The organism is Stenotrophomonas maltophilia group sp. P373, from assembly GCF_053295075.1.
Map to the genome: position 1 here is coordinate 3350086 of NZ_CM129994.1, position 22543 is coordinate 3372628.

Below are 22543 nucleotides of genomic sequence, written 5' to 3' on the forward strand. Positions count from 1 at the left end.
GGGTTCTTGCAGTAGATCGACGCCATGCGTGGATGGCGCCCACCTTCAACCGCTGCTGTACGGTCCGGTACCCGGGAACACCTTCAGCAGCGCGCGGGTGATCATGTCCGGATACACGGTGAAGTGGTCCTCGTCGTCGATCACCATGTTCTCCACCTTCAACGAATGCCCGCTGGCGCGCAGCTGCTCGGCGAACTCGGCGTTGTGGCGCAGCATGTCGTTGCGGGTGAAATAGCGCGGCTCCGGCTTCACCGTTTCGAAGCTGCCGATCGACAGCACCACCGTGGTCGGCTGCGTGGGCGCCTTGGCCTCGGCCTGCATGCGCGGCACCCGATGGTTGTCGAACCACAGCGACGGGCTTGACAGGATGTAGCTGTGGAACATGTCCGGGCGCGTGGTCAGCACGTAGGCGCCAAACAGGCCGCCATAGGAATGACCGGCATAGGCGCGCCGCGACGGATCGGTGCGGTAGCGTGCATCGATCAGCGGCAGTACGCGCTCGGCGAGGAAATCGCGGTAATGTGCCGCGCCGCCGTAGCTGACGTCGTCGCTGTAGTCACGCGGATCGGTGCGCATCGGATCGCTGGGCGTGTAATCGCGCGAGCGGCTCTGCTTGGACGTCAGGCCTTCCTGCGGCGGCAGCCCGACCAGGATGAAATCCTCGATGTTGACGCCCTTCTGCCCCACCATGTTGCGCACGCTGCGCACCAGCGGGAAGCTGTACAGCGCGTCGGTCACATACAGCACCGGGTAGCGTTTCTCCGGATGCGCAGCGTAGTCAGCCGGCAGCGCTACCCAGATCGGGTAATCGCGGCCCACCGGATCGTGCACGCGCAGCGCTTCGGTATCCGGCAGCACCACGCCCGGCGCAGCGGTGGCCGCGCTTTCCTTCGCTTCATTCTGCGTTGCCGGTGGCGCCACCGACATCGCACAGCCACTCACGGCCAGGCAGGCCGCCACACTCCATCCACGCACACGCTGCATCCACACGCTCCCATTGCGGGCGGCGCACCGGATGGCGCCGCTGCCGCATCCTTGCATGGTGCGCAATCCACTGCCAGTGCGGTCAGGGCGAGGCCGGCGGCGCCGGGAACAGTGTGCGCATCGCCTGCAATGCGGCCGGATGATAGATCGTAGCGTGGGTTTCTTCCGGCAACGGCAGGTACTTCACCAGCGGCGACGGCGAAGCCTGCTGCAGCAACTCGGCCAGTCGTGCAGTGGATGCGGCCAGCTCCAGCTGCCCACTGCTGGCCAGGAATACGCGCGGCTGCGCACGCGTCACCGCCGGCAGCTGTTTGGCTGCGCCGGCCAGCATTGCGCCACGGTTCCACCACAGGCTGGGATCCAGCGCGATGTAGCTGTTGAACAGCGTCGGTTCCTGCAGCAGCGTTTCGACCACGAACAGGCCGGCCAGCGACTCGCCGATCAACGCGCGCTCGTCGGTGGTGGGGTAGCGATGGCGTACCTGCGGCATCAGTTCATCGCGCAGGAAGCTGCGATAGGCCGCCGATCCACCAATGCGTGGCGCGATCTTCTGGTCCTGCGGATCGCTGCTCGGGCCGGTCATGTCACGACGGCGCTCGGTGTCCTCGACGCCGACCAGCAGGAACGGGCGCATGCTGCCGTTGCCGCTCAGCACCTGCACCAGCCCTGCCACGTGCAGGAAATCCTCACCGATGCCGCCGTCGGGCATGTAGATCACCGGCAGCGGCGCCTTCGGGTCCAGGCCCCAGGGCTGCGGGCGGTAGACATTGATGCGGCGGGTTTCGCCCAGCGCCTTCGACTCAATGGTGAAGGTCTCGCCGATCACCAACGGTGCCGGCGCAGTGACCGGGCCCGGCGACGTCGCCTGCGCGGCGGGAACAGCGGCAATACCTGGACCTGCGGTGGCCAGCACGATCAAGACGGACAAGACAGCGACGCGCATGCGAACTTCCATATTCGTGAGGACGGCCAGCATAACTGTGCCGGCGCCCTCAACGGCGATCCAGTTCGATCACCGCCTGGCAGGCACGGAGCTGGTCGTCGGCATCGCGTCCGACTCGAACAAGCGCTGCCGCAACCTCTGCTCGTAACTGGGCGCCCTCATCACGTTTGCCGGTGCGGGCGGCGGCTTCGGACAGGCGGCCGGTGTGGCACGCGGCGAGGTCGTCGCGCAGGCGGAGAGTGCCAGCGCGCAGAGCAGCCACCACATCGGCATCCACCTCGGCCGCGCGCTCACGATCGTGTTCATGTTGTTCCCCCAGTGAGGCCATCGCCTCGCTCCGTTCTTCCTGAGCCCGGCGCAACCGCCGTTCGGACTGCACCACTCCGGCCTGTTGTTCCACATCGACACGCGCCATCGCCAGATCGCTGCGATCACCACGCCAACGCCAGCCGGCCACGAACATCAGCAGCGACCACAGCACCAGCGAAGCCATCACCACCACTCCGCGCGGCATGGGTCACTGCTCCGCCAGGCAACGCGCATGGCGCTGCTGCTGGCGCTCCCACACTCCCCAGCACACGCTGTTGGGGCGACCATCGACACGGGTCGAACAGTCGTAGCCCCCTGCCCGCTTCCACAGCAGCAAGGCATCACAGGCCTGGCGGTATTCACCCTGCAGTAGATGCCGGCGCATCGATGACGCGCGCCAGTTGCCGATGCCGTACTGGTAGAGGAAATCGACATAGACGTCGTACTCGCCCTGGCTGAGCGCCACGCCGGGCAGCGACGCGCGGAACTGTCCTTCTTCCCGGGCCAGATGAGCCTGTACGGCATGCAGCGCGCGTACCGGCGTGGTGCGATCACCCATCCTCACCGGCGTGCCGTCCTCGCGGACGGTCGAGCCGAAGCCATAGGTTGGACGGTCATTGCGCGTAGGCACCACCGCGGCGTCGGTGTATCCCTCGCGGTCGACGATGGCGATCAGGCCCGCAGCACTGAGCGCAAGCGCGGCGACCAGGCTGCGTATCGGCAATGTGCTGCCGGGCCGGCTCATTCGCGCTCCCGGCGGCGCCATTCGCGCAGCCAGCGCCAGCCAAGATAGGCAATCTGCGCCGCCAGGTAGATGATGGTGAGGACCACGACCAGGCGGTCCAGGGTGATGCCGGCGGCAAGCGCACCGGCAACGGTGACCGGCGGCGCCGACTTGACGACCGCCGCGCCGGCCGTACTGATGATTTCTTCTTTCATGAGGGTTCCTGGAGGAGATGCGGGCCGCGTCGCATCGACGTGGCCCGAAGAGATGCCCGCCTCGCTGCCGGCTCGGCACGAGGGTTGTTCCGGTCGGGAGGCGGGCGAAAGATCGAATCCGCCGCTCATGCGGCCTGGGCGATGCCCTCCATCCAGCCACGCACGCGCTGGAAACCGAGTTCGACCAGGTTGAGGTAATGCCGGTTGGACACCGGTCGCTGCCCGCAGTTGGCCAGCAGCAGATTCGCCGTCTCGAATCGTTCGACCTTGCGCCGGCCACGCCCGCAGTAATAGCCGCGCAGTGCACAGGCCATTGCCACGTTGTCGCGCGCGACCGCGGTGATGATGTCCTCGATCTGCTGCGCCAGCTGATCGGTTTCCAGAGGTTTGTATCCCTGGGCCCGACCGGGCATGTCACCGCGATGCTCGATCAGCACCGCCAGCAGGTTGCGGGACTGGAAGCCGAGGTATTCGCAGTCGCGATGCAGGGCATATTCGCCGCCCCAGTGTTCCAGCCGACTGCGGACGTACTCACCGAACGTATCAAGCTGCATGGGGGGCTTCTCCTTTGAGGGGCGACGGGGCCGGACCGAACACGTCCGGACGCAGGGATTCGCGGCGCACAGCGCCCGCAGTGGCCAGTTCGATGCGCCGGCACAGTCGCGCACCGGGCAGCTTGTGGCCGCGGGCGATCATGTAGAGGGTGCGCAGCGCGCAGCCGGTCTGGTGGGCCAGGCGCCGCATGACGGGGCAGCTGGGGGTGCCGTAGCCCCCCTGGGAGATCGCGTAGTCGATGAGGTTCATGGTGCACACATTACCGTGCGGGTAATGTCGAGTCAATACCGTTTTGGTCATTTGCTGGATTGGTAATGCAGCGCACCATCTACGCATGGACGCCAGTACCGCTCGCACCCTCAACATGCGCCTCCGCGTGGCCGCCGCCGGCGGCCCGGCCGAATGGGCCCGCCTGTTCGGTGGCACCCGCTGGGCACAGCCCCAGGTGAGCCAGTGGATTTCCGAGAGCAACCCGAAGAGCATCGGGCATCGTCTTGCGCGCGATCTTGAATCAGTGATGCAGCTTCCACATGGATCGCTGGATCGAGTCGATCAAGACGGTGAGGTGTCGCTTCAGTCTCAATCTACGGGACTGGATTTCGAGAAAATGAGCGCTGCGGTCAAGGTGCTTTCGCACTACCTGGAGCTGGTCGGCGATCCACCGGAATGGATCTACGATCCCGTGCTGCTGGAGACCGCATTCATGGTCGTGGACGAGTTCGGTCAGCCCTCTGCACCGGACAACGTGCTCGACCTGACGAAGCTTCTGGCAAGACGGATCAGGGAGGCAAAGGATGACTCACACGCGACTCGAGGAGCTCGCACAGCGGTTGGCCGCTAGGACCCAGGAACTGCGCGGAGAGCGCAGCCCGGCGCCGGCGTTGCGGGTGGTAGCGGGAGACGCGCACGTGGTTCGCGGGGAGAGGCGCATGGACGCGATCATGCGCGAGTGGCATTGCCGCATGATCCGCAACGTGCGCCGGCGTTGGGGCGAGCCTATGCAGCATGTGATCGACCAGGCATGTTGCGGTGTGATCAACATCGAGCAGCTCCCCGACGACGCACTGATCCAGTTGCACAAGGACATGGAGCGCGCCGAGGAGTGCATCCGTGAGGGTATTTCCTTCCACGACGCCGGGCTGTTGCGCGCGCATTACGGCTGACAGCGTCCTTGCCCGGCCGGAAACGGCCGGTTTTGATGACATTAATTACCTGCAATTACCAATATTCTTACCTTAAAGGTAATTTTTAAGGTGAGCGACGTGGGGGCAACAGCGACGGAAGCGGGTGCGCGGAGCGCCGCCTCCCCGCACCCGCTGCCAGCGGGCTCCAGGGAGTCGATAGCACGTGCAACACCGCATCGTTGCGACGGCGCCCCCCCCCCCATTGCAGAAGTGCTTTCGAGGAAGCAACAAAAAAGGCGCCCTTTGGGCGCCTTGATCATCAATGCAATGGTGGGCCGTGAAGGATTCGAACCTTCGACCAAAAGATTAAAAGTCTTCTGCTCTACCGACTGAGCTAACGGCCCGGTGCATTGCCCCGGCCTTTCGGCGGGGTCCGCATTCTACCCTACTTTGCCGAGTCGCGCGAAGTACAGGGGTGTTGCGTGTGCCGGCCAGCGGCCGGCACTACCCGGTCGGGTCAGCCCGCTTAAACCTTCCAGGCCTTCCATGCATCCCATCCGTGATCCCTATCCGGAGCCACGGATGCGCTTTCCCAGCTATCTGATCGCCATCCTGCTGCTACCCTGCACAGCGTTGGCCTCCCAATCACCGGTCGTCACTGACGATATCGCCCGCTTCTGGGCCACCTATGATGCGGTGCGCGCCGAGCCTGATGCCGAACGCCGGGTGGCGCTGGTCCAGCAACGCTACATCGATCCGGGCAGCCCCGGCCTGCATGCGCTGATGCAGGTGCGCAACTACACCGCCCGCGAATACGCCGAGGCCATGCAGGCCTGGCCGCGCTTCTGGACCTCAGTACGACCGCTCACCGCCAACGCGCAGCAGGCCAGTGCCACGCTGGAGCGCGATCTTGTCGCCTTCCGTGCGCTCTACCCTGCCCTGCGCCCGGCCACCATCACCTATGCGGTGGGCGTGCTGCGCACCGGTGGCACCACGCTGGATGACAAGGTACTGATCGGCGCGGAGATGGCGCTGGGCGATGAGCGCGTGGACGTGAGCGAGCTGCCGGCGAAGATGCGCGACCGCCTGCGGATCTTCTACGACAGCCGGCCGGGTGCGAACAACGCGCAGAACAACCTGCACGAATACGTGCATACCCAGCAGCGCGAGACCACCGGCAGCCTGGCCCAGTACGCGGTACGCGAAGGCGTGGCCGAATACGTGGCAGAGCGCATCAGCGGGCGCCGCCCGGCGTTGCCGCTGTACACCTATGGGCCAGCGCACGAAGCGGGAATCCGCGCGCGCTTCCGCACGGAGATGCACGGGGACAACCTGGACAACTGGCTGTACAACAGCGCGCGCAATCCATTCGGGGTGAGTGACCTGGGCTACTACGCCGGCTACCGCATTGCGCAGGAGTACATGCGCCGGCAGACCGACGAGAGGACTGCTGTCGCGCGGATGATCGAGTTGGACTATGCCGATCCGGCTGCGGTGCGGGCCTTCATCGAGGCATCGGGATGGTTGCAGGCCCGGTAGATCAAGGAGTGCGGACAAGCGCTTGGCACCCACCGAGGGAGTGATTGCCCCACCGGGGAAGCCGGCCAGCGGCCGGCTCTACCGGAAGCGGTCAGGCGTACAGCGTCGGGTCGGGCACGCCGGCTTCGGCGAAGCCCTGCGCGCGCAGGCGGCAGGCATCGCAATGACCGCAGGCGGCGCCGTTGGCGTCGGCGTTGTAGCAGGACACGGTCAGGCCGAAGTCCACGCCCAGGCGCACGCCTTCGCTGACGATCTGGCCCTTGCTGAGGAACTGCAGCGGGGCATGCACCTTGATGCCCGCGCCCTCCACGCCCGACTTGGTGGCCAGGTTGGCCAGCGCCTGGAACGCGGCCACGAACTCGGGGCGGCAGTCCGGGTAGCCGGAGTAGTCGACGGCGTTGACGCCGCAGAAGATGTCGTTGGCGCCGAGCACTTCGGCCCAGCCCAGGGCCAGCGACAGCATGATGGTATTGCGCGCCGGCACGTAGGTGACCGGAATGCCGGCACCACCGGCCTCCGGTACGTCGATGTCATCGGTCAGCGCCGAGCCACCGATGCTGCGCAGGTCCACGTCCACGGTCTTGTGCGCGACCACGCCCTGGGCCTTGGCCACGCGGGCGGCGGCATCCAGTTCGGAGGTGTGGCGCTGGCCGTAGCGCACGCTCAGGGCGTGCACGGCGAAGCCCTGTTCCTGGGCCATGGCGATGACGGCGGCTGAATCCATGCCGCCGGAGAGAAGCACGACTGCCTTCTTCATGGAGAATCTTCCGGTTGGGAGAGGAAAGCCAGCACGCTGTCCCGCGCCGGAGCTACATCAGGGAACGCTGCACCGGCTCATCGGCCGGGCTCGTCGTTCCACAGGATTTTATGCAACTGCATCTGGAAGCGCACCGGCAGCCGGTCTTCGACGATCCAGTCGGCCAATTGCCGCGCGCTGATCTCGCCCTTGCTCGGCGAGAAGAACACGGTGCAACGCTTCACCAGGCCGTGCTCGACGACCATGGCCTTGGCCCAGTCGTAGTCCTCGCGGTTGCAGATGACGAACTTGATCTGGTCGCGGACGGTCAGCAGCGGCAGGTTTTCCAGGCGATTGCGGACGGCTTCGGCCGAGCCCGGCGTCTTGATGTCGACCACGCGCGACACGCGCGGGTCCACTGCACTGACATCCAGCGCGCCGGAGGTTTCCAGCGAGACATCCATGCCCGCATCGCACAGCTTCTGCAGCAGCACCAGGCAGCGCTTCTGCGCCAGCGGCTCGCCGCCGGTCACGCAGACGTGGCGGACGCCCTGGGCCAGCACCTCGGCCACGATGTCGTCGATGTCCCACCAGGTGCCGCCGTGGAAGGCATAGGCGGTGTCGCAGTACTGGCAGCGCAGCGGGCAGCCGGTCAGGCGCACGAACACGGTCGGCCAGCCGGCGGTATCGGCTTCGCCCTGCAGCGAGGTGAAGATCTCGGTGATCTTCAGGCGCGGCAGCGGCGACTGCACGATGTCGCTGGGGGTGGCGACGGCGTTTGACGGGGTAACGGCGGTCATGGCGGGTACTTCTTGGTGGGGCACGTGGCGGGTGGGCTACCGTGGCCGGTAACGAAAGCAGCCGAGCATGGCTCGGCTCTACAACAGCAACCGGACGGCTTTGCTGGTCCGGAAACGAAAGCAGCCGAGCGTGGGCTCGGCTCTACAGGGCACCTATTGTACGCCCGCCCAGCGGATCAGCGGATCTGCTTGCCCAGGCGGATGGACTGCAGACGGTCCTGCGCGGTGCGCGCGGCATCCGAGCCGGGGTACTGCGCCACGACGGTCTCCAGCGTCTGCTGGGCCTGGTCGACCTTTCCCTCGCCGTACTGCGAAAGGCCGATCTTGAGCAGGCCGCCCGCGGCCTTGTCGTGGGTCGGATAGCGCGAGAGCAGCTCTCGGAACTGGGTCTCGGCCATCGGGAAATTGCGGGTGGCGTAGTAGCTCTCGCCCAGCCAGTACAGCGCGTTCGGCGCGTAGACGCCGTTCGGGTACAACTCCAGGAAGCTCAGGAACAGCTGCGCCGAATCGTCGTACCTGCCGGCCTTCAACGCATCGAAGGCAACGTTGTAGGAGGTGCGCTCGTCGCCGGTGGCGGCAAGGCTGCCAGCATCACCATGGACGGAAGGCGGCCGCTCGGAAGTGGCCGCCGCTGCCGGTTTTGCCGGGGCCGGTGCGGCCTTCGGCGCGCTCGCCGGAACGGGCGGCAGGGCCGGGGCGGCGTTGCCCCCTTCCAACCGGTTCAGGCGGCTGTCCAGATCCAGGTACTGGTCCTGGGCGGACTGCTTGAGCTGGGCGTTGTCATGCTGCAACTGCTCGATCGAGGCCTGCAGGCTGGTGACCTGCTGCCGCAGCTGATTGATCTGGTTCAACAGGTCCTGGTTGGCACTGTTGTTGTACATCTGCTGCTCGAGCGCGCCGACACGGTCAGCCAGGCTCTGTCGCTGTGCGTGCGCCGGTGCGGCAGCCACGAGGGCTGCCGCAACGACCAGCATCAGTTTGATGCCAATGCGCATGGATTACTGCGCGGTGTAGACGATTTCGACGCGACGGTTCTGCGACCAGCACGACTCGTTCGACTCGGTGCAGACCGGACGCTCTTCACCGTAGGACACGACGGTCAGCTGCGAAGCCGAACCACCGTTGGCCTGCAGGGCCGAGCTGACGCCGTTGCCACGACGCTCGCCCAGGGCCTGGTTGTACGCGCGCGAACCGCGCTCGTCGGTGTGGCCCTGCAGGGTGATGCGCGAGGACGGACGGTCACGCAGGTACTTGGCGTGGCACGCCATGATGGCCTGGAATTCCGGCTTCACGTCTTCCTTGTCCAGGTCGAAGTAGACCACGCGCTGGCGCAGGCAAGCGTCGGTGTCCAGGTCGCCCGGGCCGTACAGGCCGGAGGTCGACGGACCGGTCGGGGTGGTGGTCGAGGTGCCGGTGTCGACCGGGGCTGCCGGCTCTTCCTTCACCTTCTTCGAGCAACCGGCCAGGACGGCCACAGACAGCAGGGAAACAAGCAGAACGCGGGTGGACTTGTTCATGGCGATACCTTTGTGGCTCCTAAGCCGATGAGGGGTTCAAGACAACGAAAATATTAACACTCTTTTAGCGCTGGGTACGGTATGGGGACCATGCCGGTTCGCGCACATCACCGTCAGCCAGGACCAGGCGCTGGCGAACCCGCGCATCGGCCGAAACGGCATACAACACACCACGGCCACCTTCGCGGGCGGCGTACAGCACCATGCTTGCGTTGGGCGCAAAGCTCGGCGATTCATCCAGCGAACCCGGGGACAGCGTGCTCCAGCGCGGCGAGCCCAGCGAGCTGTCCATCATCGCGATCTTGTAGCTGTTGCCCGAGCCCTGGGCGACGGCGATCTTCTTGCCATCGTAGGACACCGACGGCTTGGCATTGTAGTTGCCCTGGAAGGTGACGCGCTCGGCGCTGCCGCCGCCGGCACCGACCTTGTAGACCTGCGGACGGCCGCCGCGATCGGAGGTGAAGTACACCGCGCTGCCGTCCGGTGCCCAGGTCGGCTCGGTATCGATGGCGAAGTGGTTGGTCAGCTGGGTCAGCTGCTTGCTGCCCAGGTCCATCACGTAGATTTCCGGGTTACCGGAGCGAGACAGGGTCAGGGCCAGCTTGCGGCCGTCCGGCGAGAACGCCGGGGCGCTGTTGATGCCGCGGAAGCTGGTGACCAGCTCGCGCGCACCGGTACCGATGTTCTGGATGTAGATGGCCGAATTGCCACGCTCGAAGCTGACGTAGGCCAGCTTGCTGCCATCCGGACTCCACGACGGCGACAGCAGCGGCTCGGCCGAGCGCACGATGGTCTGCGGGTTGAAGCCATCGGAATCGGCCACCATCAGCGCGTAGCGCATGGCGTCGCCCTTGCCACTGGCGGTCACGTAGGCGATGCGGGTCCAGAAGGCGCCGCGCACACCGGTGATCTTTTCGTAGATGGCGTCGGCCATCTGGTGGGCAACGTCGCGCATGGCATTGCCACGGGCGGTCATCGCCAGGCCCAGCAGGCGCTCGCCCTTGGGCACGTCGAACAGTTCGTACTCGACGCGGTAGGCACCGGCACCGGCATCAAGCACGCGGCCGACCACGATGTAGTTCTGCTTCAGCGCGCGCCAGGTCGCGAACTGGATATCCCCTCCCCGCACGGGCTTCTCGACGATCTGCGCTTCCGGCAGCGTGCGGAACTGGCCCGAACGCTCCAGATCGGCACGGACCACGCCGGCGACGTCGGTCTGCGGAGCGGCCGACGAACCCTGATAGGGCATCGGCACGATGGTGATCGGCAGCGCGGAGGCATTGCCGCCGATGATGTCGATATCCAGCCCCTTCTGCTGCGCGACGGCAGCAAAGGGCAGCAACAGGGCCGCAAACACGGCAAGCCAGCGAGGCATCTTTTTCATGGAGCGCTCAATAAGGGGAAACCGGAACGAGGGATAACAAAGCGGGAGTGAACCGCTTCGCAATCATGAACCAAGGGTACGTGAATTCCGGGTCAGTTCCAGCCCGTCTTCTCACGCACCGTTAACGTCGTGGCTAACATCGCACCGTCTGCCCTGGTCACGCCGCCCCGGAGGACGGCGTTCGACAGCAGCCCACAGCCTGCCCGGTCGAAACCGAGCACACCAGAGGCAAGCGCGACAACCGTGGGCAGGAGTGGCCCGAGCCCCCCTGCCCTGCCCGCCTCAGCGATCCTGGGCGGTAAAGGTGAAGTTGAGCGTGCGTGCGAACACGGACTCGAAGCCACGGTACGGCAGGGGCTGCGCGTTGAGCACGGCGGCCTCGATCGAACGCTTGCCGGCCTCGTCGTACGGGCAGTTCGGGCTGACCTTGGCCTGCATCACCGTGCCACCCGGAATCTGGGTGATGGTGATCTGGCAGCGCTGGCCCAGCGGCACCGTATCCGGGCGCACCCACTGCGACAGGACCTTGGCCTGGATCGCCGCGGCGTACTTGGCCGAAAGATCATCGCTGTTGCCACCGCCACCGGCGGCCGGCTGGGACGCACCGCTGGCTCCGGCGGCGGCACTGCCGGCGGCATTGCGCGCAGCAGCCACCTGGCGCAGCTTCTGCTCGGCCAGCTTGGCTTCCTTCTCGGCCTGCTCACGACGGGCACGGATCTCGGCGATCTTCTTCTGCTTCTCGGCCTCGGCCTTGTCCGCGGCCTGACGCGCCTGATCGGCCAGCTTCTTCTTCGCGTCTTCTTCCTGCTGCTTGGCCAGGCGCAGCTTCTGCTCGGCCTCTTCCTGGCGCTTGCGTTCGGTCAGGTCGATCTGCTCCTGGCGGCGCTTGGCTTCCTGCTCCTGTTTCGCCTTCTCCTGCGAGATGGCCAGCGCGCTCACTGCTTCCTGGTCCTTGGTATCCGGCTGCGCGACGCGCTCCTGTGCCTGTTGCTGCTGCGGCGTGGGGGCGTCCTGTGGGCGCGGCTCGGGAATCGGCTGCGGCGGCGGAACGGTGTCTTCCGGCACCGGGATCGGCTCGGCCACCGGCGGCGGCAGGTCCTCCAGCTTTTCGGACTGGCGCAGGGCCTGGCGGGCGGCGGACGCCTCGGACGCGGACAGGGCCAGGCTGGCCTCCACCGACGGATCACCGGCGGCGGCGTCGGTGTTGCGCTCGGGCGACCAGAACCAGGCCACGATGAAGACCAGCGCGACCAGCAGGTGCACCAGCAACGCCAGCGCCAGGGGCAGGCCCCAGCCGGGCTCGCGCTGCTGTGGAGGTGGCAGGGCGTCAGCGTGCATCGGTGGCCAGGCCTACCTTGTCTACCTTGGCGCGCTTGATCACATCCATCGCGGCGATGACCTTTTCATAGGCCACGGCACGGTCGGCGGCGACGATCACGCGCACGCCCTTGTCCTGGGCGGCGATGCCAGCCAGGCGGCCTTCCAGTTCCTCGGCCGACACGGCGATCGGCTCCTTGGCGTCGGGCAGCTTCAGGCTGAGCTGGCCGTCCTGGCGCACCGAGACGATCACCGGGTCCTGCTTGCTTTCCAGCGCCTTGGCGTTGGATTGCGGCAGGTCGACGTCGAAGCTCAGGGTGAGCAGCGGCGCGGTGACCATGAAGATGATCAGCAGCACCAGCATGACGTCGATGTAGGGAACGACGTTGATTTCCGATTTCAGCTTGCGGCGCTTGCGGCGACCGATGGCAGCGGACATGGCTTGGACTCCCGGGTCAGGCGCTTACTCGTCGCCAGCGCTCTGGCGCTGCAGGATGGAGCTGAACTCTTCGGCAAAGGTCTCGAACCGCACCGACATGCGCTCCACGCGGGTGGTGAAGCGGTTGTAGGCCCACACCGCCGGGATCGCCACGAACAGGCCGATGGCGGTGGCGAACAGGGCTTCGGAGATGCCTGGCGCGACGGCGGCGATACCGGCCTGCGCACCGCTGCTGATCATGTCGTGCATGGTCACCATGATGCCGAACACGGTACCGACCAGGCCCACGTACGGGGCAGTCGAACCGATGTTGGCCAGCAGTTCCAGGTTGCGCTCAAGCTGGTCCACTTCGCGGGTGTAGGTGGTGCGCATGGCACGCTGCGCGCCTTCCAGCTGCGCACGGCCATCCAGGCGGCGCTTGTCGCGCAGGCGGGTGTACTCGCGGAAACCGGCTTCGAAGATGGCTTCCAGGCCGGTCACGCTGCGGCTGCGGTCGGTGGCGGCGCTGTACAGCTTGCCCAGGTCGGCGCCGGACCAGAAGCGGTTCTCGAACTCGTCGGCTTCGCGGGTGGCCTGCTTGAACACGCGGGCCTTGCGGAAAATGATCACCCAGCTGACGAACGAGCCGACCAGCAGCAGCAGCACGATGATCTTCACCGGCAGGCTGGCCTTGGCCATCAGCTCGAGGTAGTTGATGCCGCCGCCGGTGGTGGCCTGGGCAAGGGTCTGTGTCGCGGCGTTGCTGACGTCGGCCGGCAGTGCCTCGGTGACCGTGGCCTGCAGGGCCAGGAGCGTTGCGATCATCCGTTGTTCCTCAGTGTTCGGATTCGGGGTGGAGGTGGGGTTGCAGCATGGCAAGGACGGCCTCGTCCATGCCACGCGGGCGGAAACTGGCCGCTTCCAGTGCGGCGATGCGGACCTGGGCCGACAGCAGCAGCTCGCCGTCGCGCAGGATCTGCTGGTCGAAGACCATGCTGGCCTTCTTCAGCTGGACCAGGCGGGCGCTCACCTGCAGGGTGTCATCCAGCCGTGCCGGCCTGATGAAATCCATCTGCATCGAACGCACTGCGAAGACCATCCCGTGCTCGGCGCGCATGCGCTCCTGGCCGTAGCCGAGCGCACGCATCCATTCGGTCCGGGCCCGTTCCATGAAGGCCACGTAGCGGGCGTGGTAGACCACGCCGCCTGCGTCGGTATCTTCCCAGTAAATGCGTGTCGGCCAACTGAATAGTGGCTCAACCGACATCGGGAACCTCCGCGAACAGGTCCTGCGGCGGGTTCTTCGGCTTCAGGCCCATGTGCCGGTAGGCCTTGTGGGTGGCCATGCGGCCGCGCGCGGTGCGCACCAGGAAGCCCTGCTGGATCAGGTACGGCTCGACCACGTCTTCCAGCGTGCCGCGCTCCTCGGACAGCGCCGCGGCCAGCGACTCGATCCCGACCGGGCCGCCATCGAAGTAGTCGACCAGGGTCTTGAGCAGGCGCCGGTCGAGCTCGTCGAAGCCTTCCGGATCAACCTTGAGCATCTTCATCGCGGCCTGCGCCACGGCCTCGTCGATGTGGCCGCCCGCCTTCACCTGCGCATAGTCGCGCACGCGGCGCAGCAGGCGGTTGGCGATACGCGGGGTGCCGCGCGCGCGGCGCGCGATCTCGCCGGCGCCATCGGCGGTGCAGTCGATGCCGAGGATGGTGGCCGAGCGGCGCACGATCCGGGTCAGCTCTTCGACGCTGTAGAACTCCAGCCGCTGGACGATGCCGAAGCGGTCGCGCAGCGGCGCGGTCAGCAGGCCGGCGCGGGTGGTGGCACCGATCAGGGTGAACGGCGGCAGGTCGATCTTGATCGAACGGGCCGCGGGGCCCTCACCGATCATGATGTCGATCTGGAAGTCTTCCATCGCCGGGTACAGCACTTCCTCGACCACCGGCGACAGGCGGTGGATCTCGTCCACGAACAGCACGTCGTGCGGCTGCAGGTTGGTCAGCAGTGCGGCGAGGTCGCCGGCCTTCTCGATCACCGGGCCGGAGGTCACCCGCAGGGCCACGCCCAGTTCGTTGGCGATGACGTGGCTGAGCGTGGTCTTGCCCAGGCCGGGCGGCCCGAAGATCAGCACGTGGTCGAGCGCGTCGCCACGCCCCTTGGCCGCTTCGATGTAGATCTCCATCTGCTCGCGCACCGGGGCCTGGCCGAGATAGTCGGCCAGGCGCTTGGGGCGGATGCTGGCGTCGGCGGCGTCATCCTCGCGGGTGGCGCCGGCGCCGATGATGCGGTCGTCGGTCATGCCGTGATTATGCGGTAAATAGTTGCATTCCGGGGCCGGAAGCACGGTAGTGCCGGCCGCTGGCCGGCAACCCATGAACACCGGTGGTGCGGCGGATGCCGGCCAGCGGCCGGCACTACCAGACCTCAGATCTCGACCTGGGCCCCGAGTTCGACCAAACGGTTGCCGGGAATGCGGAAGAAGCCCGTGGCCGGCGCGGCGTTCCGGTGCATCAGCGCGAACAGCTTGTCGCGCCAGATCGGCATGCCGCGGTTGGCGGTGGCCACGATGGTTTCGCGGCTGGCGAAGAAGGTGGTGTCCATCGGGTCGAAGTAGATGCCACCGTGGTCGCACGAGCGCATCAGCGCCAGTGGCACGTCCGGGGTCTCCATGAAGCCGAAGCGCACGTAGACGCGGTAGAACTCGTCGCCCACCGATTCGATCTTCAGCCGCTGCCCTTCCATCGCATACGGGATCGGCAGGGTCTCCACGTGCAGGAACACGTTGCGCTCGTGCAGCACCTTGTTGTGCTTGAGGTTGTGCATCAGCGCATGCGGGGCCACGGTCGGGTCGGCGGTGAGGAACACTGCAGTGCCCGGCACGCGCACCGGCGGTGCCAGCATCAGCCCAGGCAGGAAGGTATCGAGGCGGATGCCGTCCTTGCGGATCTCATCGCGCAGCAGCTCGCGGCCACGGCGCCAGGTCCGCATCATGGTGAACAGGAAGATGCCCAGTACCACCGGGAACCAGGCGCCCTGAAGCAGCTTGGCACCATTGGCGATGACGAAGCCGAGGTCGATGATGAAGAACACCACGCACAGCGGCAGGATCCACTTGCGCGCCTTCGGCCACAGCGACCGGGCCACCAGGGCCAGCAGCAGGGTGTCGATCAGCATGGTGGCCGACACCGAGATGCCGTAGGCCACTGCCAGGTTGGACGAGCTGCGGAAGGCCAGCACCAGGCCGATCACCATTACCGCGATGCCCCAGTTGATGCCTGGGATGTAGATCTGGCCGATGGTGTCGTGCGAGGTGTGCTTGATGCGCATGCGCGGGATGTAACCCAGCTGCATCGCCTGGCGCGAGACCGAGAACGCACCGGTGATGACCGACTGCGAGGCAATCACCGCCGCCATGGTGGCCAGGATGATCATCGGGTACAGCGCCCACGGCGGCACCGCCTCGAAGAACGGGTTTTTCAGCGCCTCGGGGTGGTTGAGCACCAGTGCGCCCTGCCCCAGGTAGTTCAGCACCAGGCACGGCAGCACGAAGAAATACCAGGCGTGGCGGATCGGTTTGGCGCCGAAGTGGCCCATGTCGGCGTAAAGCGCCTCGCCACCGGTCACCGCCAGCACCACTGCGCCGAGGATGAAGATCCCATGCCAGCTGTGCTCCATGAAGAAGCGGATCGCCCACCAGGGGTTGAACGCCTTGAGCACTTCCGGCGCATCGACGATGTTGTAGATGCCGATCGCCGCCAGCGAGATGAACCAGACCGAGGTGATGGGGCCGAAGGCCTTGCCGATCTTCTCGGTACCGAAGCGCTGCGCCGCAAACACCATCAACAGCACCACCACCGTGATCGGCACGATGAAGGCATGCAGGCCCGGCGCGGCCACCTCCAGGCCCTCCACCGCACCCAGCACCGATATCGCCGGGGTGATCACGCCGTCGCCGAAGAACAGCGAGGCACCGAAAATGCCGAGGATGCCGACCACGTAGGCCGAGCGCGAGCCGTTGCGCAGCGTGCGCTGGGTCAACGCCATCAGCGCCATGATGCCGCCCTCGCCGTCGTTGTCGGCGCGCATGATGATGGTCACGTACTTCAGCGTGACCACGATGTTCAGCGCCCAGAACGCCAGCGACAGCACGCCCAGCACGGTGTCGTGGTCGCTGTTGAGCCCGTAGTGTGGCGAGAACGCCTCCTTCAGCGTGTACAGCGGGCTGGTACCGATATCGCCGAACACCACGCCGATCGCACCGATGATCAGCGCCATGCCTCCTGCTGGAGGGGCGTGACCGTGGCTGCCGGGGGCAGCTGCGTGCGGGGTTTGACTGCTGGACATGGGACTCCTGGCGACGCTCAGGCGGTTCGTTGAAGGAAAGGGACGCGGCTCAGCGCAGCGCCGACTGCAGCGCCTTGCGGATCACGGTGGCCACTTCGTCGCCTTCATTGAAGGCGTCGCGGGCCATGCGTGCCGCTTCGGCCGGCTTGTAGCCCAGCTGCTGCAGGGCCACGGTGGCATCGGACAGCGGGTCGGCCGGGGCCGGGCCGCTGCCGGTGGGCAGCGCGCCGCCGGCACCGAACTGGGCGGCACGGTCACGCAGTTCCAGCACCATGCGCTCGGCAGTCTTCTTGCCGATGCCGGGAATGCGGGTCAGCGCGGTGATGTCACCGGCCTGGACCATGCGCGCGAACTCCTCGACGGAAACGCCGGACAGCACCGCCAGCGCGATCTTCGCGCCAATGCCACTGACCTTCTGCACGTCGCGGAACAGGCGCCGCTCCCCCTCGCGCAGGAAGCCGTACAGCGAAACGCTGTCTTCCTTCTGCGCGTAGTGGGTGTACAGCGTGACCTCGCGGCCGAGCTCGGGCAGGTCGTAGAAGGTGCTCATCGGCGCCTCCAGTTCGTAGCCCACCCCGTTCACGTCCACCACCAGCCACGGCGGCGCCTTGTAGGCGACGATGCCGCGCAGTCGACCGATCATTGCGTGCAGCTCCTCATTTGCGGCCCCACGCCTGGCGGGCACTGAGCCCCAGGCGGTTGGCCGTTGCCCGTACGTGGGCATGGGTGATCGCCACCGCCAACGCGTCGGCCGCGTCGGCCTGCAGCTTGGTTTTCAGGTTGAGCATGAGCCCGACCATGTGTTGAACCTGTTGCTTTTCGGCGCCACCACGGCCAACCACGGCGAGCTTGATCTCACTGGCGGCGTATTCGTGCACCGGCAGGTCGCGCAGCACCACGGCCGAGATCGCCGCGCCCCGGGCCTGGCCCAGCTTCAGCGCCGAATCGGGATTACGGGCCATGAACACCTTTTCAATGGCCACTTCCTGCGGCTGGTACTCGCGGCACAGGTCGGCCAGGCCCAGAACCAGCAGCTTCATGCGCTGCGGGAAGTCGTCGGCGCCCAGCAGCACCAGTGGCTGGTGGTGCACGTAGGTGACGCGGCCGGCGGCATCGACATCGATGATGCCGACCCCGGTCCGCTGCGAACCGGGGTCGATGCCGAGGATGCGGGTCATGCTGCACTCCTGGCGGGGCGGAACGGGATGCGCTGGCAGGCGTAGGGGCTCATGACTGTCCGCGGTGACCGTTCAACGGCCCGCGCCCAGGCCGTCGAAGACGGCTCAGGCGTAGGCGTCGGCGCCGAGTTCGGCGTTGGAATACACGTCCTGCACGTCGTCCAGGTCTTCGAGCATGTCCAACAGCTTCTTGACCTGCAGGGCGACGTCGCCTTCAACCTTGATGTCGTTGTCCGCGCGGAAGGTGATCTCGGCGTGGTCGGCGACATGGCCGGCGGCGGCCATCGCATCCTTCACCGCGTTGAACGCGTCAGGGCTGGTGACCACATCGATCGAGCCGTCATCGGGGTAGACCACGATGTCATCGGCACCGGCCTCAATGGCCGCTTCGGTGATGGATTCCTCGTCGGCCCCTGCGGCGAAGCTGAGCACGCCCAGGCGCTTGAACATGAAGGCCACTGAGCCCTCGGTGCCCATGTTGCCACCGCACTTGCTGAACGCATGGCGGACGTCGGCCACAGTGCGCACGCGATTGTCGGTCAGGCAGTCGACGATCACGGCCACGCCACCCGGGGCGTAGCCCTCGTAGCGGACTTCCTCGTAGTCGACGCCTTCCAGCTCACCGGTCGCCTTCTTGATGGCACGCTCGATCACGTCCTTGGACATGTTCACGGCCAGGCCTTTGTCCACGGCCACGCGCAGGCGCGGATTGTTGTTGGGGTCGCCTCCACCGCCGCGCGCGGCAACGCCGATCTCGCGGATGATCTTGGTGAAAATCTTGCCGCGCTTCGCGTCGGACGCGTTCTTGCGGGCTTCGATGGAGGGGCCTCTACCCATGGGTGCTACCGTCTGGCTGCTTCAGGATCAAGGCGCGGATTCTACCTGATCGGGCGCTGCAACCGTGTCTAGGCCCGTATTGTTGTAGAGCCGAGCCAATGCTCGGCTCAATGGGCCCGACGGAATGCAGCCGAGCATTGGCCCGGCTCTACAGGGCGGCCTGCCTCCCCCGCCCCTATGCTGCCGCCGCGTCGCGGCTGTGGTCGAACTTGCCATGGCGCAGGAAATGCGCGGTCTGCCGCGCGGCGTCGGGCGACACCACCAGGCCGCTGTGGCTGGTGCGGACCACGCAATGGTCGGCCAGGCCCGGCAGCCGGGTCTCGGCCAGTGCCACGGTGCCATCGGAGGCATCGTCGATGGCACCCAGCAGGCTGCCCAGCCCGTGCGGCACCGAGCCGGCAATCAGGCCAACCTCGGCCCTGCCCTGCCAGTCCGGCAGGCCATCGAGCAGCAGCTCGCTGCTGCGTCCCAGCGCCAGGCCCCAGCCGTGCTCGGACAACGAGCGTGCGGTGCCACTGCCGCGCAGCGGTGAACCCAGGCAGACCACCCGCTGCACCGGCAGCTGCGGATTGCGCCGCAGCGCTTCCAGCGCCAGCAACCCGCCCAGGCTGTGGCCGACCAGCGACAACGGCCCGGCGTCGGCCAACCGTTCCAGCAGCTGGGGCACCGCCACGTCGGGACCACCGAACACCGAGGAGTAACCGAACGCATGCACCTGGAAACCACGCGCGCGCAGGCGCCAGGCCAGCGGCCCGACCCAGGCGCGGGCATTCCAGATGCCATGCAGCAGCAATACGGGGGGAGTCATGCAAACAGCCTGGCGGTCAGCGGGGCAGGAACGTGAGGTGATTGAACACGCGCGCGCAGCAAGCGGCGGTGAACGTCAGGCCGCGCGCGGTGCGCGGCGCAGGATGAATTCAAGATCGTTGGTATCGCCGACCGGGAACAGGTACTCGCCGGCCTTCTCGAAACCATAGCGGGCGTAGAAGCGTTGCGCGCCGAAGTTCTCCGACCACACGCCCAGCCACAGCGTGCGCGGGCCTTCGCGCTCCAGCCAGGCCAGCGCGGTTTCCAGCAGGCGGCTACCCCAGCCGCAGCTCTGCTGCGTCTTGATCAGGTACAGGCGCTTGAGTTCGCCGTCACCGGGTTTCACATCCGGATGCGGCAGGCCACAGGGGCCGGCGGCGGCATGGCCGACCGCTTCCCCATCCAGTTCCAGCAGCCACACCGCGTAATCGGGGTGGGCCAGGATCACGCGCTGGCGCTCGACCGTGTAGGCCTCCTCCAGGAAGGCCTGCAGGTCCTGCGGCGGGTACAGATGGCCGAAGGTTTCGGTGAATGTGCGGGCGGCCAGCGCCGACAGGGTCGGCGCATCGTCCACAGTGGCGCGGCGGATCGAATACATGCAGGAAGTTGACGCCAGGGCGAAGCGGGGGTCAAGCCTTTTCAGGCGACTCCTCTTCTTCCTCGTCCTCTTCCTCGTACTCCTCTTCGTCCTCGTCCTCTTCTTCCTCGCCTTCCTCGTCCTCTTCGTACTCTTCCTCTTCGTCGTCCTCGTAATCCTCGACGCCGAAGTCTTCACCGTCCCAACGGCCTTCGCCGTCGGCGACGAAGGTCAGGGCCATCGCCGCCGGGCTGGTACCAACGCGGACCAGCCAACCACCGAACACGCGTGCACGCTCGGTGACCAGGTTGGCCTCGGAGCCTTCATTGCCCAGCTTTTCCCACTCCAGCGAAAACGCAAACTCGGTCATTGCCTGGATCTCCTGATCAGTTGGTCTTGGGGCGAACCTGGATGTGCACTTCGGCCAGCTGCGCGTCGACGATCGGCGACGGCGCGTCGGTCATCAGATCCTGTGCACCGGTGGTCTTCGGGAACGGGATGACGTCGCGGATCGACTCGGTGCCGGCCATCAGCGCGGCGATGCGGTCGATGCCGAAGGCGATGCCACCGTGCGGCGGCGCGCCGTAGTTCAGCGCGTCGAGCAGGAAGCCGAACTTGGCACGGGCTTCTTCGGCACCGATGCCGAGCAGCTCGAACACTGCGCTCTGCATGTCCGGACGGTGGATACGGATCGAACCGCCGCCGATTTCATTGCCGTTGAGCACCATGTCGTAACCGCGCGAGACGGCGGTACGGGCGTTGGCGCGCAGATCGGCGATGTCATCCACGGCCGGTGCGGTGAAGGGGTGATGCAGCGCGACGTAGCGCTGTTCTTCCTCGTCCCATTCGAACATCGGGAAGTCGGTGACCCACAGCGGCGCCCAGCCATCGGCGACCAGGCCGAAGTCCTTGCCGGCCTTCAGGCGCAGCGCGCCCATGAAGTCGGAGACCTTGTTGTAGCCACCGGCACCGAAGAACACGATGTCGCCGTTGCCGGCGCCAACATGGGCGACCAGCGCAGCGAAGGAGGCCTCGCTGAAGAACTTCTGGATCGGCGAGCTGACCTCGCCGTTGTCGGCGATCTTGATGTAGGCCAGGCCCTTGGCGCCGTACTTGGCAGCGTGCGCGGCGTACTCGTCGATCTGCTTGCGGCTCAGCGCTGCACCGCCCGGGATGCGCAGCGCGGCGACGCGGCCTTCGGCATCGTTGGCTGGGCCGGTGAACACTGCAAACTCGCTGTCCTTGACCAGCTCAGCCACGTCGACCAGCTCCAGCGCGATGCGCAGGTCCGGCTTGTCCGAACCGTAGCGACGCATCGCCTCGGCCCAGGTCATGCGCGGGAAGCTGGCATCCAGCTGGACGTCGACCACTTCCTTGAAGATGGCGCGGATCATGTCTTCAACGAAGTCCTGCACGTCGCGCTCGCGCACGAAGGCGAATTCCATGTCCAGCTGGGTGAACTCCAGCTGGCGGTCGGCACGCAGCGCTTCGTCGCGGAAGCAGCGCGCGATCTGGTAGTAGCGGTCGAAGCCGGCCACCATCAGGATCTGCTTGAACAGCTGCGGGCTCTGCGGCAGGGCGTAGAACTCGCCCGGGTGCATGCGCGCCGGCACCAGGAAGTCGCGCGCGCCTTCCGGGGTGGCCTTGGTCAGGATCGGGGTTTCGATGTCCTGGAAGCCCTTCTCGTCCAGGTGGCGGCGCAGGGCCTGCACCAGCTTGATGCGGGTGCGCTGCATGCGCTGCATTTCCGGACGGCGCAGGTCCAGGTAGCGGTACTTCAGGCGGGTTTCCTCGCCCGGGTTCTCGTGGGCGTGGAACGGCAGCGGCGCGGCCTTGTTCAGCACAGTGATGGCAGTGGCGATCACTTCCACCTTGCCGGTGCGCATCTTGTCGTTCACCGCGTGGCGGGCGCGCACGACGCCCTCCACCTGCAGCACGTCTTCGTAGCCCAGCGAAGCCGCCACGGCGAACACTTCGGCGTTGTCGACCTCCACGGTCACCTGCACGATGCCTTCATGATCGCGGAGATCGATGAAGCAGACGCCGCCCTGGTTACGGGCCACGTCGGTCCAACCGGCGAGGGTGACAGTCTGGCCAATCAGGGTCTCGTCGACCAGGCCGCAGAAGTGGGTACGCATTGGGGGAAGCTCCGCTGGAGAACGCCGGCACCGGATGGGGGCCGGAAAGCCTCGTATTCTGCGGCCGAGGCCCCGGCCGGGGCAAATCCGGCCAGTCAC

28 protein-coding genes and 1 tRNA gene are annotated in these 22543 nt (G+C 66.5%); 3 read left to right on the forward strand and 26 right to left on the reverse strand.

From position 1 onward, the window contains the following. Positions 1 to 45: 45 nt before the first annotated feature. The 7 genes from ACSYHF_RS15555 to ACSYHF_RS15585 form a co-directional block, all read right to left on the reverse strand. A complete protein-coding gene (locus ACSYHF_RS15555) occupies positions 46 to 984 on the reverse strand; it encodes an alpha/beta hydrolase (protein WP_005418496.1) in 939 nt (312 codons plus the stop codon). 82 nt (positions 985 to 1066) lie between these two features. Further along, positions 1067 to 1927: an alpha/beta hydrolase gene (locus ACSYHF_RS15560; protein WP_447575785.1), complete on the reverse strand. Its 861-nt coding sequence runs from the start codon at positions 1925 to 1927 to the stop codon at positions 1067 to 1069. 49 nt (positions 1928 to 1976) lie between these two features. Then, complete coding sequence (locus tag ACSYHF_RS15565) at positions 1977 to 2420, reverse strand: lysozyme (RefSeq protein ID WP_447575786.1); 444 nt, start codon at positions 2418 to 2420, stop codon at positions 1977 to 1979. Positions 2421 to 2444: 24 nt separating this feature from the next. Then, positions 2445 to 2981, reverse strand: coding sequence for a glycoside hydrolase family protein (locus ACSYHF_RS15570; RefSeq protein WP_111128218.1), 537 nt, complete (start codon positions 2979 to 2981; stop codon positions 2445 to 2447). Beyond that, positions 2978 to 3175 carry a hypothetical protein gene (locus tag ACSYHF_RS15575; protein ID WP_069139347.1) on the reverse strand — a complete coding sequence of 66 codons (198 nt, stop codon included), beginning with the start codon at positions 3173 to 3175 and terminating at the stop codon, positions 2978 to 2980. Before ACSYHF_RS15575 ends, ACSYHF_RS15570 begins: the two co-directional genes overlap by 4 nt. 125 nt (positions 3176 to 3300) lie before the next feature. Beyond that, the gene (locus tag ACSYHF_RS15580; protein WP_057494732.1) at positions 3301 to 3729 is read right to left on the reverse strand and encodes a hypothetical protein; all 429 of its coding nucleotides are present in this window, start codon (positions 3727 to 3729) and stop codon (positions 3301 to 3303) included. Continuing rightward, complete coding sequence (locus ACSYHF_RS15585; RefSeq protein ID WP_069139346.1) at positions 3719 to 3979, reverse strand: YdaS family helix-turn-helix protein; 261 nt, start codon at positions 3977 to 3979, stop codon at positions 3719 to 3721. The genes ACSYHF_RS15580 and ACSYHF_RS15585 overlap by 11 nt, the downstream gene beginning before the upstream one ends. 85 nt (positions 3980 to 4064) lie before the next feature. Between ACSYHF_RS15585 and ACSYHF_RS15590 the strand changes: the two genes are divergently transcribed. Both ACSYHF_RS15590 and ACSYHF_RS15595 read left to right on the forward strand, forming a co-directional pair. Continuing rightward, positions 4065 to 4571 carry a hypothetical protein gene (locus ACSYHF_RS15590; protein WP_447575787.1) on the forward strand — a complete coding sequence of 169 codons (507 nt, stop codon included), beginning with the start codon at positions 4065 to 4067 and terminating at the stop codon, positions 4569 to 4571. Positions 4572 to 4659: 88 nt separating this feature from the next. After that, positions 4660 to 4893: a hypothetical protein gene (locus ACSYHF_RS15595; protein ID WP_069139401.1), complete on the forward strand. Its 234-nt coding sequence runs from the start codon at positions 4660 to 4662 to the stop codon at positions 4891 to 4893. Between the two features lie 289 nt (positions 4894 to 5182). On the opposite strand, the gene ACSYHF_RS15600 is transcribed toward ACSYHF_RS15595, so the two are convergent. After that, positions 5183 to 5258: transfer RNA gene (locus ACSYHF_RS15600), tRNA-Lys, on the reverse strand. A 178-nt stretch (positions 5259 to 5436) separates the two neighbouring features. On the opposite strand from ACSYHF_RS15600, the gene ACSYHF_RS15605 reads away from it, so the two are divergent. Further along, on the forward strand, positions 5437 to 6393 hold the full coding sequence (locus ACSYHF_RS15605; protein ID WP_338168098.1) for a DUF2268 domain-containing putative Zn-dependent protease: 957 nt from the start codon (positions 5437 to 5439) through the stop codon (positions 6391 to 6393). A gap of 91 nt (positions 6394 to 6484) precedes the next feature. On the opposite strand, the gene queC is transcribed toward ACSYHF_RS15605, so the two are convergent. From queC to aspS, 18 genes are all read right to left on the reverse strand, one after another. Further along, entirely contained in the window at positions 6485 to 7150 is a 666-nt protein-coding gene (queC, locus tag ACSYHF_RS15610) for a 7-cyano-7-deazaguanine synthase QueC (RefSeq protein WP_005410745.1), read from the reverse strand. Between the two features lie 77 nt (positions 7151 to 7227). Then, a complete protein-coding gene (gene queE, locus ACSYHF_RS15615; protein WP_447575788.1) occupies positions 7228 to 7929 on the reverse strand; it encodes a 7-carboxy-7-deazaguanine synthase QueE in 702 nt (233 codons plus the stop codon). 176 nt (positions 7930 to 8105) lie between these two features. After that, a complete protein-coding gene (ybgF, locus tag ACSYHF_RS15620; protein ID WP_019660125.1) occupies positions 8106 to 8924 on the reverse strand; it encodes a tol-pal system protein YbgF in 819 nt (272 codons plus the stop codon). Between the two features lie 3 nt (positions 8925 to 8927). Next, positions 8928 to 9446 carry a peptidoglycan-associated lipoprotein Pal gene (gene pal / locus ACSYHF_RS15625; RefSeq protein ID WP_005418510.1) on the reverse strand — a complete coding sequence of 173 codons (519 nt, stop codon included), beginning with the start codon at positions 9444 to 9446 and terminating at the stop codon, positions 8928 to 8930. Between the two features lie 64 nt (positions 9447 to 9510). Then, complete coding sequence (tolB, locus tag ACSYHF_RS15630; protein ID WP_005418511.1) at positions 9511 to 10830, reverse strand: Tol-Pal system beta propeller repeat protein TolB; 1320 nt, start codon at positions 10828 to 10830, stop codon at positions 9511 to 9513. 282 nt (positions 10831 to 11112) lie between these two features. Continuing rightward, complete coding sequence (gene tolA / locus ACSYHF_RS15635) at positions 11113 to 12168, reverse strand: cell envelope integrity protein TolA (protein ID WP_005418512.1); 1056 nt, start codon at positions 12166 to 12168, stop codon at positions 11113 to 11115. Next, positions 12158 to 12586, reverse strand: coding sequence for a protein TolR (gene tolR / locus ACSYHF_RS15640; RefSeq protein WP_005418513.1), 429 nt, complete (start codon positions 12584 to 12586; stop codon positions 12158 to 12160). Before tolR ends, tolA begins: the two co-directional genes overlap by 11 nt. Positions 12587 to 12610: 24 nt before the next feature. Beyond that, a complete protein-coding gene (gene tolQ, locus ACSYHF_RS15645; RefSeq protein ID WP_005410752.1) occupies positions 12611 to 13390 on the reverse strand; it encodes a protein TolQ in 780 nt (259 codons plus the stop codon). Positions 13391 to 13400: 10 nt separating this feature from the next. After that, positions 13401 to 13832, reverse strand: a complete 432-nt coding sequence (ybgC, locus tag ACSYHF_RS15650; protein WP_005418514.1) for a tol-pal system-associated acyl-CoA thioesterase — start codon at positions 13830 to 13832, stop codon at positions 13401 to 13403. Next, positions 13822 to 14862 (reverse strand): Holliday junction branch migration DNA helicase RuvB, encoded by a 1041-nt coding sequence (gene ruvB, locus ACSYHF_RS15655; RefSeq protein WP_005418515.1) that lies wholly within the window; start codon positions 14860 to 14862, stop codon positions 13822 to 13824. Before ruvB ends, ybgC begins: the two co-directional genes overlap by 11 nt. A 125-nt stretch (positions 14863 to 14987) precedes the next feature. Further along, positions 14988 to 16907, reverse strand: coding sequence for a potassium transporter Kup (locus ACSYHF_RS15660; RefSeq protein ID WP_032954420.1), 1920 nt, complete (start codon positions 16905 to 16907; stop codon positions 14988 to 14990). Between the two features lie 49 nt (positions 16908 to 16956). Then, entirely contained in the window at positions 16957 to 17550 is a 594-nt protein-coding gene (ruvA, locus tag ACSYHF_RS15665) for a Holliday junction branch migration protein RuvA (RefSeq protein WP_005418517.1), read from the reverse strand. 13 nt (positions 17551 to 17563) lie between these two features. Continuing rightward, positions 17564 to 18085, reverse strand: a complete 522-nt coding sequence (ruvC, locus tag ACSYHF_RS15670; RefSeq protein ID WP_005418518.1) for a crossover junction endodeoxyribonuclease RuvC — start codon at positions 18083 to 18085, stop codon at positions 17564 to 17566. Positions 18086 to 18190: 105 nt separating this feature from the next. Then, positions 18191 to 18922 (reverse strand): YebC/PmpR family DNA-binding transcriptional regulator, encoded by a 732-nt coding sequence (locus ACSYHF_RS15675; protein WP_138952693.1) that lies wholly within the window; start codon positions 18920 to 18922, stop codon positions 18191 to 18193. 175 nt (positions 18923 to 19097) lie between these two features. Then, positions 19098 to 19730 (reverse strand): esterase/lipase family protein, encoded by a 633-nt coding sequence (locus ACSYHF_RS15680; RefSeq protein WP_032954421.1) that lies wholly within the window; start codon positions 19728 to 19730, stop codon positions 19098 to 19100. A gap of 75 nt (positions 19731 to 19805) precedes the next feature. Continuing rightward, positions 19806 to 20327, reverse strand: a complete 522-nt coding sequence (locus tag ACSYHF_RS15685; protein WP_049415346.1) for a GNAT family N-acetyltransferase — start codon at positions 20325 to 20327, stop codon at positions 19806 to 19808. A gap of 31 nt (positions 20328 to 20358) precedes the next feature. Then, entirely contained in the window at positions 20359 to 20676 is a 318-nt protein-coding gene (locus ACSYHF_RS15690) for a DNA primase (RefSeq protein WP_065178902.1), read from the reverse strand. Positions 20677 to 20692: 16 nt separating this feature from the next. Continuing rightward, positions 20693 to 22444, reverse strand: a complete 1752-nt coding sequence (gene aspS / locus ACSYHF_RS15695; RefSeq protein WP_049415340.1) for an aspartate--tRNA ligase — start codon at positions 22442 to 22444, stop codon at positions 20693 to 20695. Positions 22445 to 22543: the final 99 nt, after the last annotated feature.

Coding starts and splice junctions, on each gene's coding strand:
- ybgF (WP_019660125.1), bottom strand. CDS start 8,924: ATGCGCATTGGCATCAAACTGATGCTGGTCGTTGCGGCAGCCCTCGTG.
- queE (WP_447575788.1), bottom strand. CDS start 7,929: ATGACCGCCGTTACCCCGTCAAACGCCGTCGCCACCCCCAGCGACATC.
- ACSYHF_RS15675 (WP_138952693.1), bottom strand. CDS start 18,922: ATGGGTAGAGGCCCCTCCATCGAAGCCCGCAAGAACGCGTCCGACGCG.
- ACSYHF_RS15580 (WP_057494732.1), bottom strand. CDS start 3,729: ATGCAGCTTGATACGTTCGGTGAGTACGTCCGCAGTCGGCTGGAACAC.
- aspS (WP_049415340.1), bottom strand. CDS start 22,444: ATGCGTACCCACTTCTGCGGCCTGGTCGACGAGACCCTGATTGGCCAG.
- ACSYHF_RS15585 (WP_069139346.1), bottom strand. CDS start 3,979: ATGAACCTCATCGACTACGCGATCTCCCAGGGGGGCTACGGCACCCCC.
- ACSYHF_RS15605 (WP_338168098.1), top strand. CDS start 5,437: ATGCGCTTTCCCAGCTATCTGATCGCCATCCTGCTGCTACCCTGCACA.
- ruvB (WP_005418515.1), bottom strand. CDS start 14,862: ATGACCGACGACCGCATCATCGGCGCCGGCGCCACCCGCGAGGATGAC.
- ACSYHF_RS15595 (WP_069139401.1), top strand. CDS start 4,660: ATGGACGCGATCATGCGCGAGTGGCATTGCCGCATGATCCGCAACGTG.
- ybgC (WP_005418514.1), bottom strand. CDS start 13,832: ATGTCGGTTGAGCCACTATTCAGTTGGCCGACACGCATTTACTGGGAA.
- ruvA (WP_005418517.1), bottom strand. CDS start 17,550: ATGATCGGTCGACTGCGCGGCATCGTCGCCTACAAGGCGCCGCCGTGG.
- tolB (WP_005418511.1), bottom strand. CDS start 10,830: ATGAAAAAGATGCCTCGCTGGCTTGCCGTGTTTGCGGCCCTGTTGCTG.
- ACSYHF_RS15560 (WP_447575785.1), bottom strand. CDS start 1,927: ATGCGCGTCGCTGTCTTGTCCGTCTTGATCGTGCTGGCCACCGCAGGT.
- tolA (WP_005418512.1), bottom strand. CDS start 12,168: ATGCACGCTGACGCCCTGCCACCTCCACAGCAGCGCGAGCCCGGCTGG.
- ACSYHF_RS15575 (WP_069139347.1), bottom strand. CDS start 3,175: ATGAAAGAAGAAATCATCAGTACGGCCGGCGCGGCGGTCGTCAAGTCG.
- queC (WP_005410745.1), bottom strand. CDS start 7,150: ATGAAGAAGGCAGTCGTGCTTCTCTCCGGCGGCATGGATTCAGCCGCC.
- ACSYHF_RS15570 (WP_111128218.1), bottom strand. CDS start 2,981: ATGAGCCGGCCCGGCAGCACATTGCCGATACGCAGCCTGGTCGCCGCG.
- ACSYHF_RS15565 (WP_447575786.1), bottom strand. CDS start 2,420: ATGGCTTCGCTGGTGCTGTGGTCGCTGCTGATGTTCGTGGCCGGCTGG.
- tolR (WP_005418513.1), bottom strand. CDS start 12,586: ATGTCCGCTGCCATCGGTCGCCGCAAGCGCCGCAAGCTGAAATCGGAA.
- ACSYHF_RS15590 (WP_447575787.1), top strand. CDS start 4,065: ATGGACGCCAGTACCGCTCGCACCCTCAACATGCGCCTCCGCGTGGCC.
- ruvC (WP_005418518.1), bottom strand. CDS start 18,085: ATGACCCGCATCCTCGGCATCGACCCCGGTTCGCAGCGGACCGGGGTC.
- tolQ (WP_005410752.1), bottom strand. CDS start 13,390: ATGATCGCAACGCTCCTGGCCCTGCAGGCCACGGTCACCGAGGCACTG.
- ACSYHF_RS15555 (WP_005418496.1), bottom strand. CDS start 984: ATGCAGCGTGTGCGTGGATGGAGTGTGGCGGCCTGCCTGGCCGTGAGT.
- ACSYHF_RS15690 (WP_065178902.1), bottom strand. CDS start 20,676: ATGACCGAGTTTGCGTTTTCGCTGGAGTGGGAAAAGCTGGGCAATGAA.
- ACSYHF_RS15680 (WP_032954421.1), bottom strand. CDS start 19,730: ATGACTCCCCCCGTATTGCTGCTGCATGGCATCTGGAATGCCCGCGCC.
- pal (WP_005418510.1), bottom strand. CDS start 9,446: ATGAACAAGTCCACCCGCGTTCTGCTTGTTTCCCTGCTGTCTGTGGCC.
- ACSYHF_RS15660 (WP_032954420.1), bottom strand. CDS start 16,907: ATGTCCAGCAGTCAAACCCCGCACGCAGCTGCCCCCGGCAGCCACGGT.
- ACSYHF_RS15685 (WP_049415346.1), bottom strand. CDS start 20,327: ATGTATTCGATCCGCCGCGCCACTGTGGACGATGCGCCGACCCTGTCG.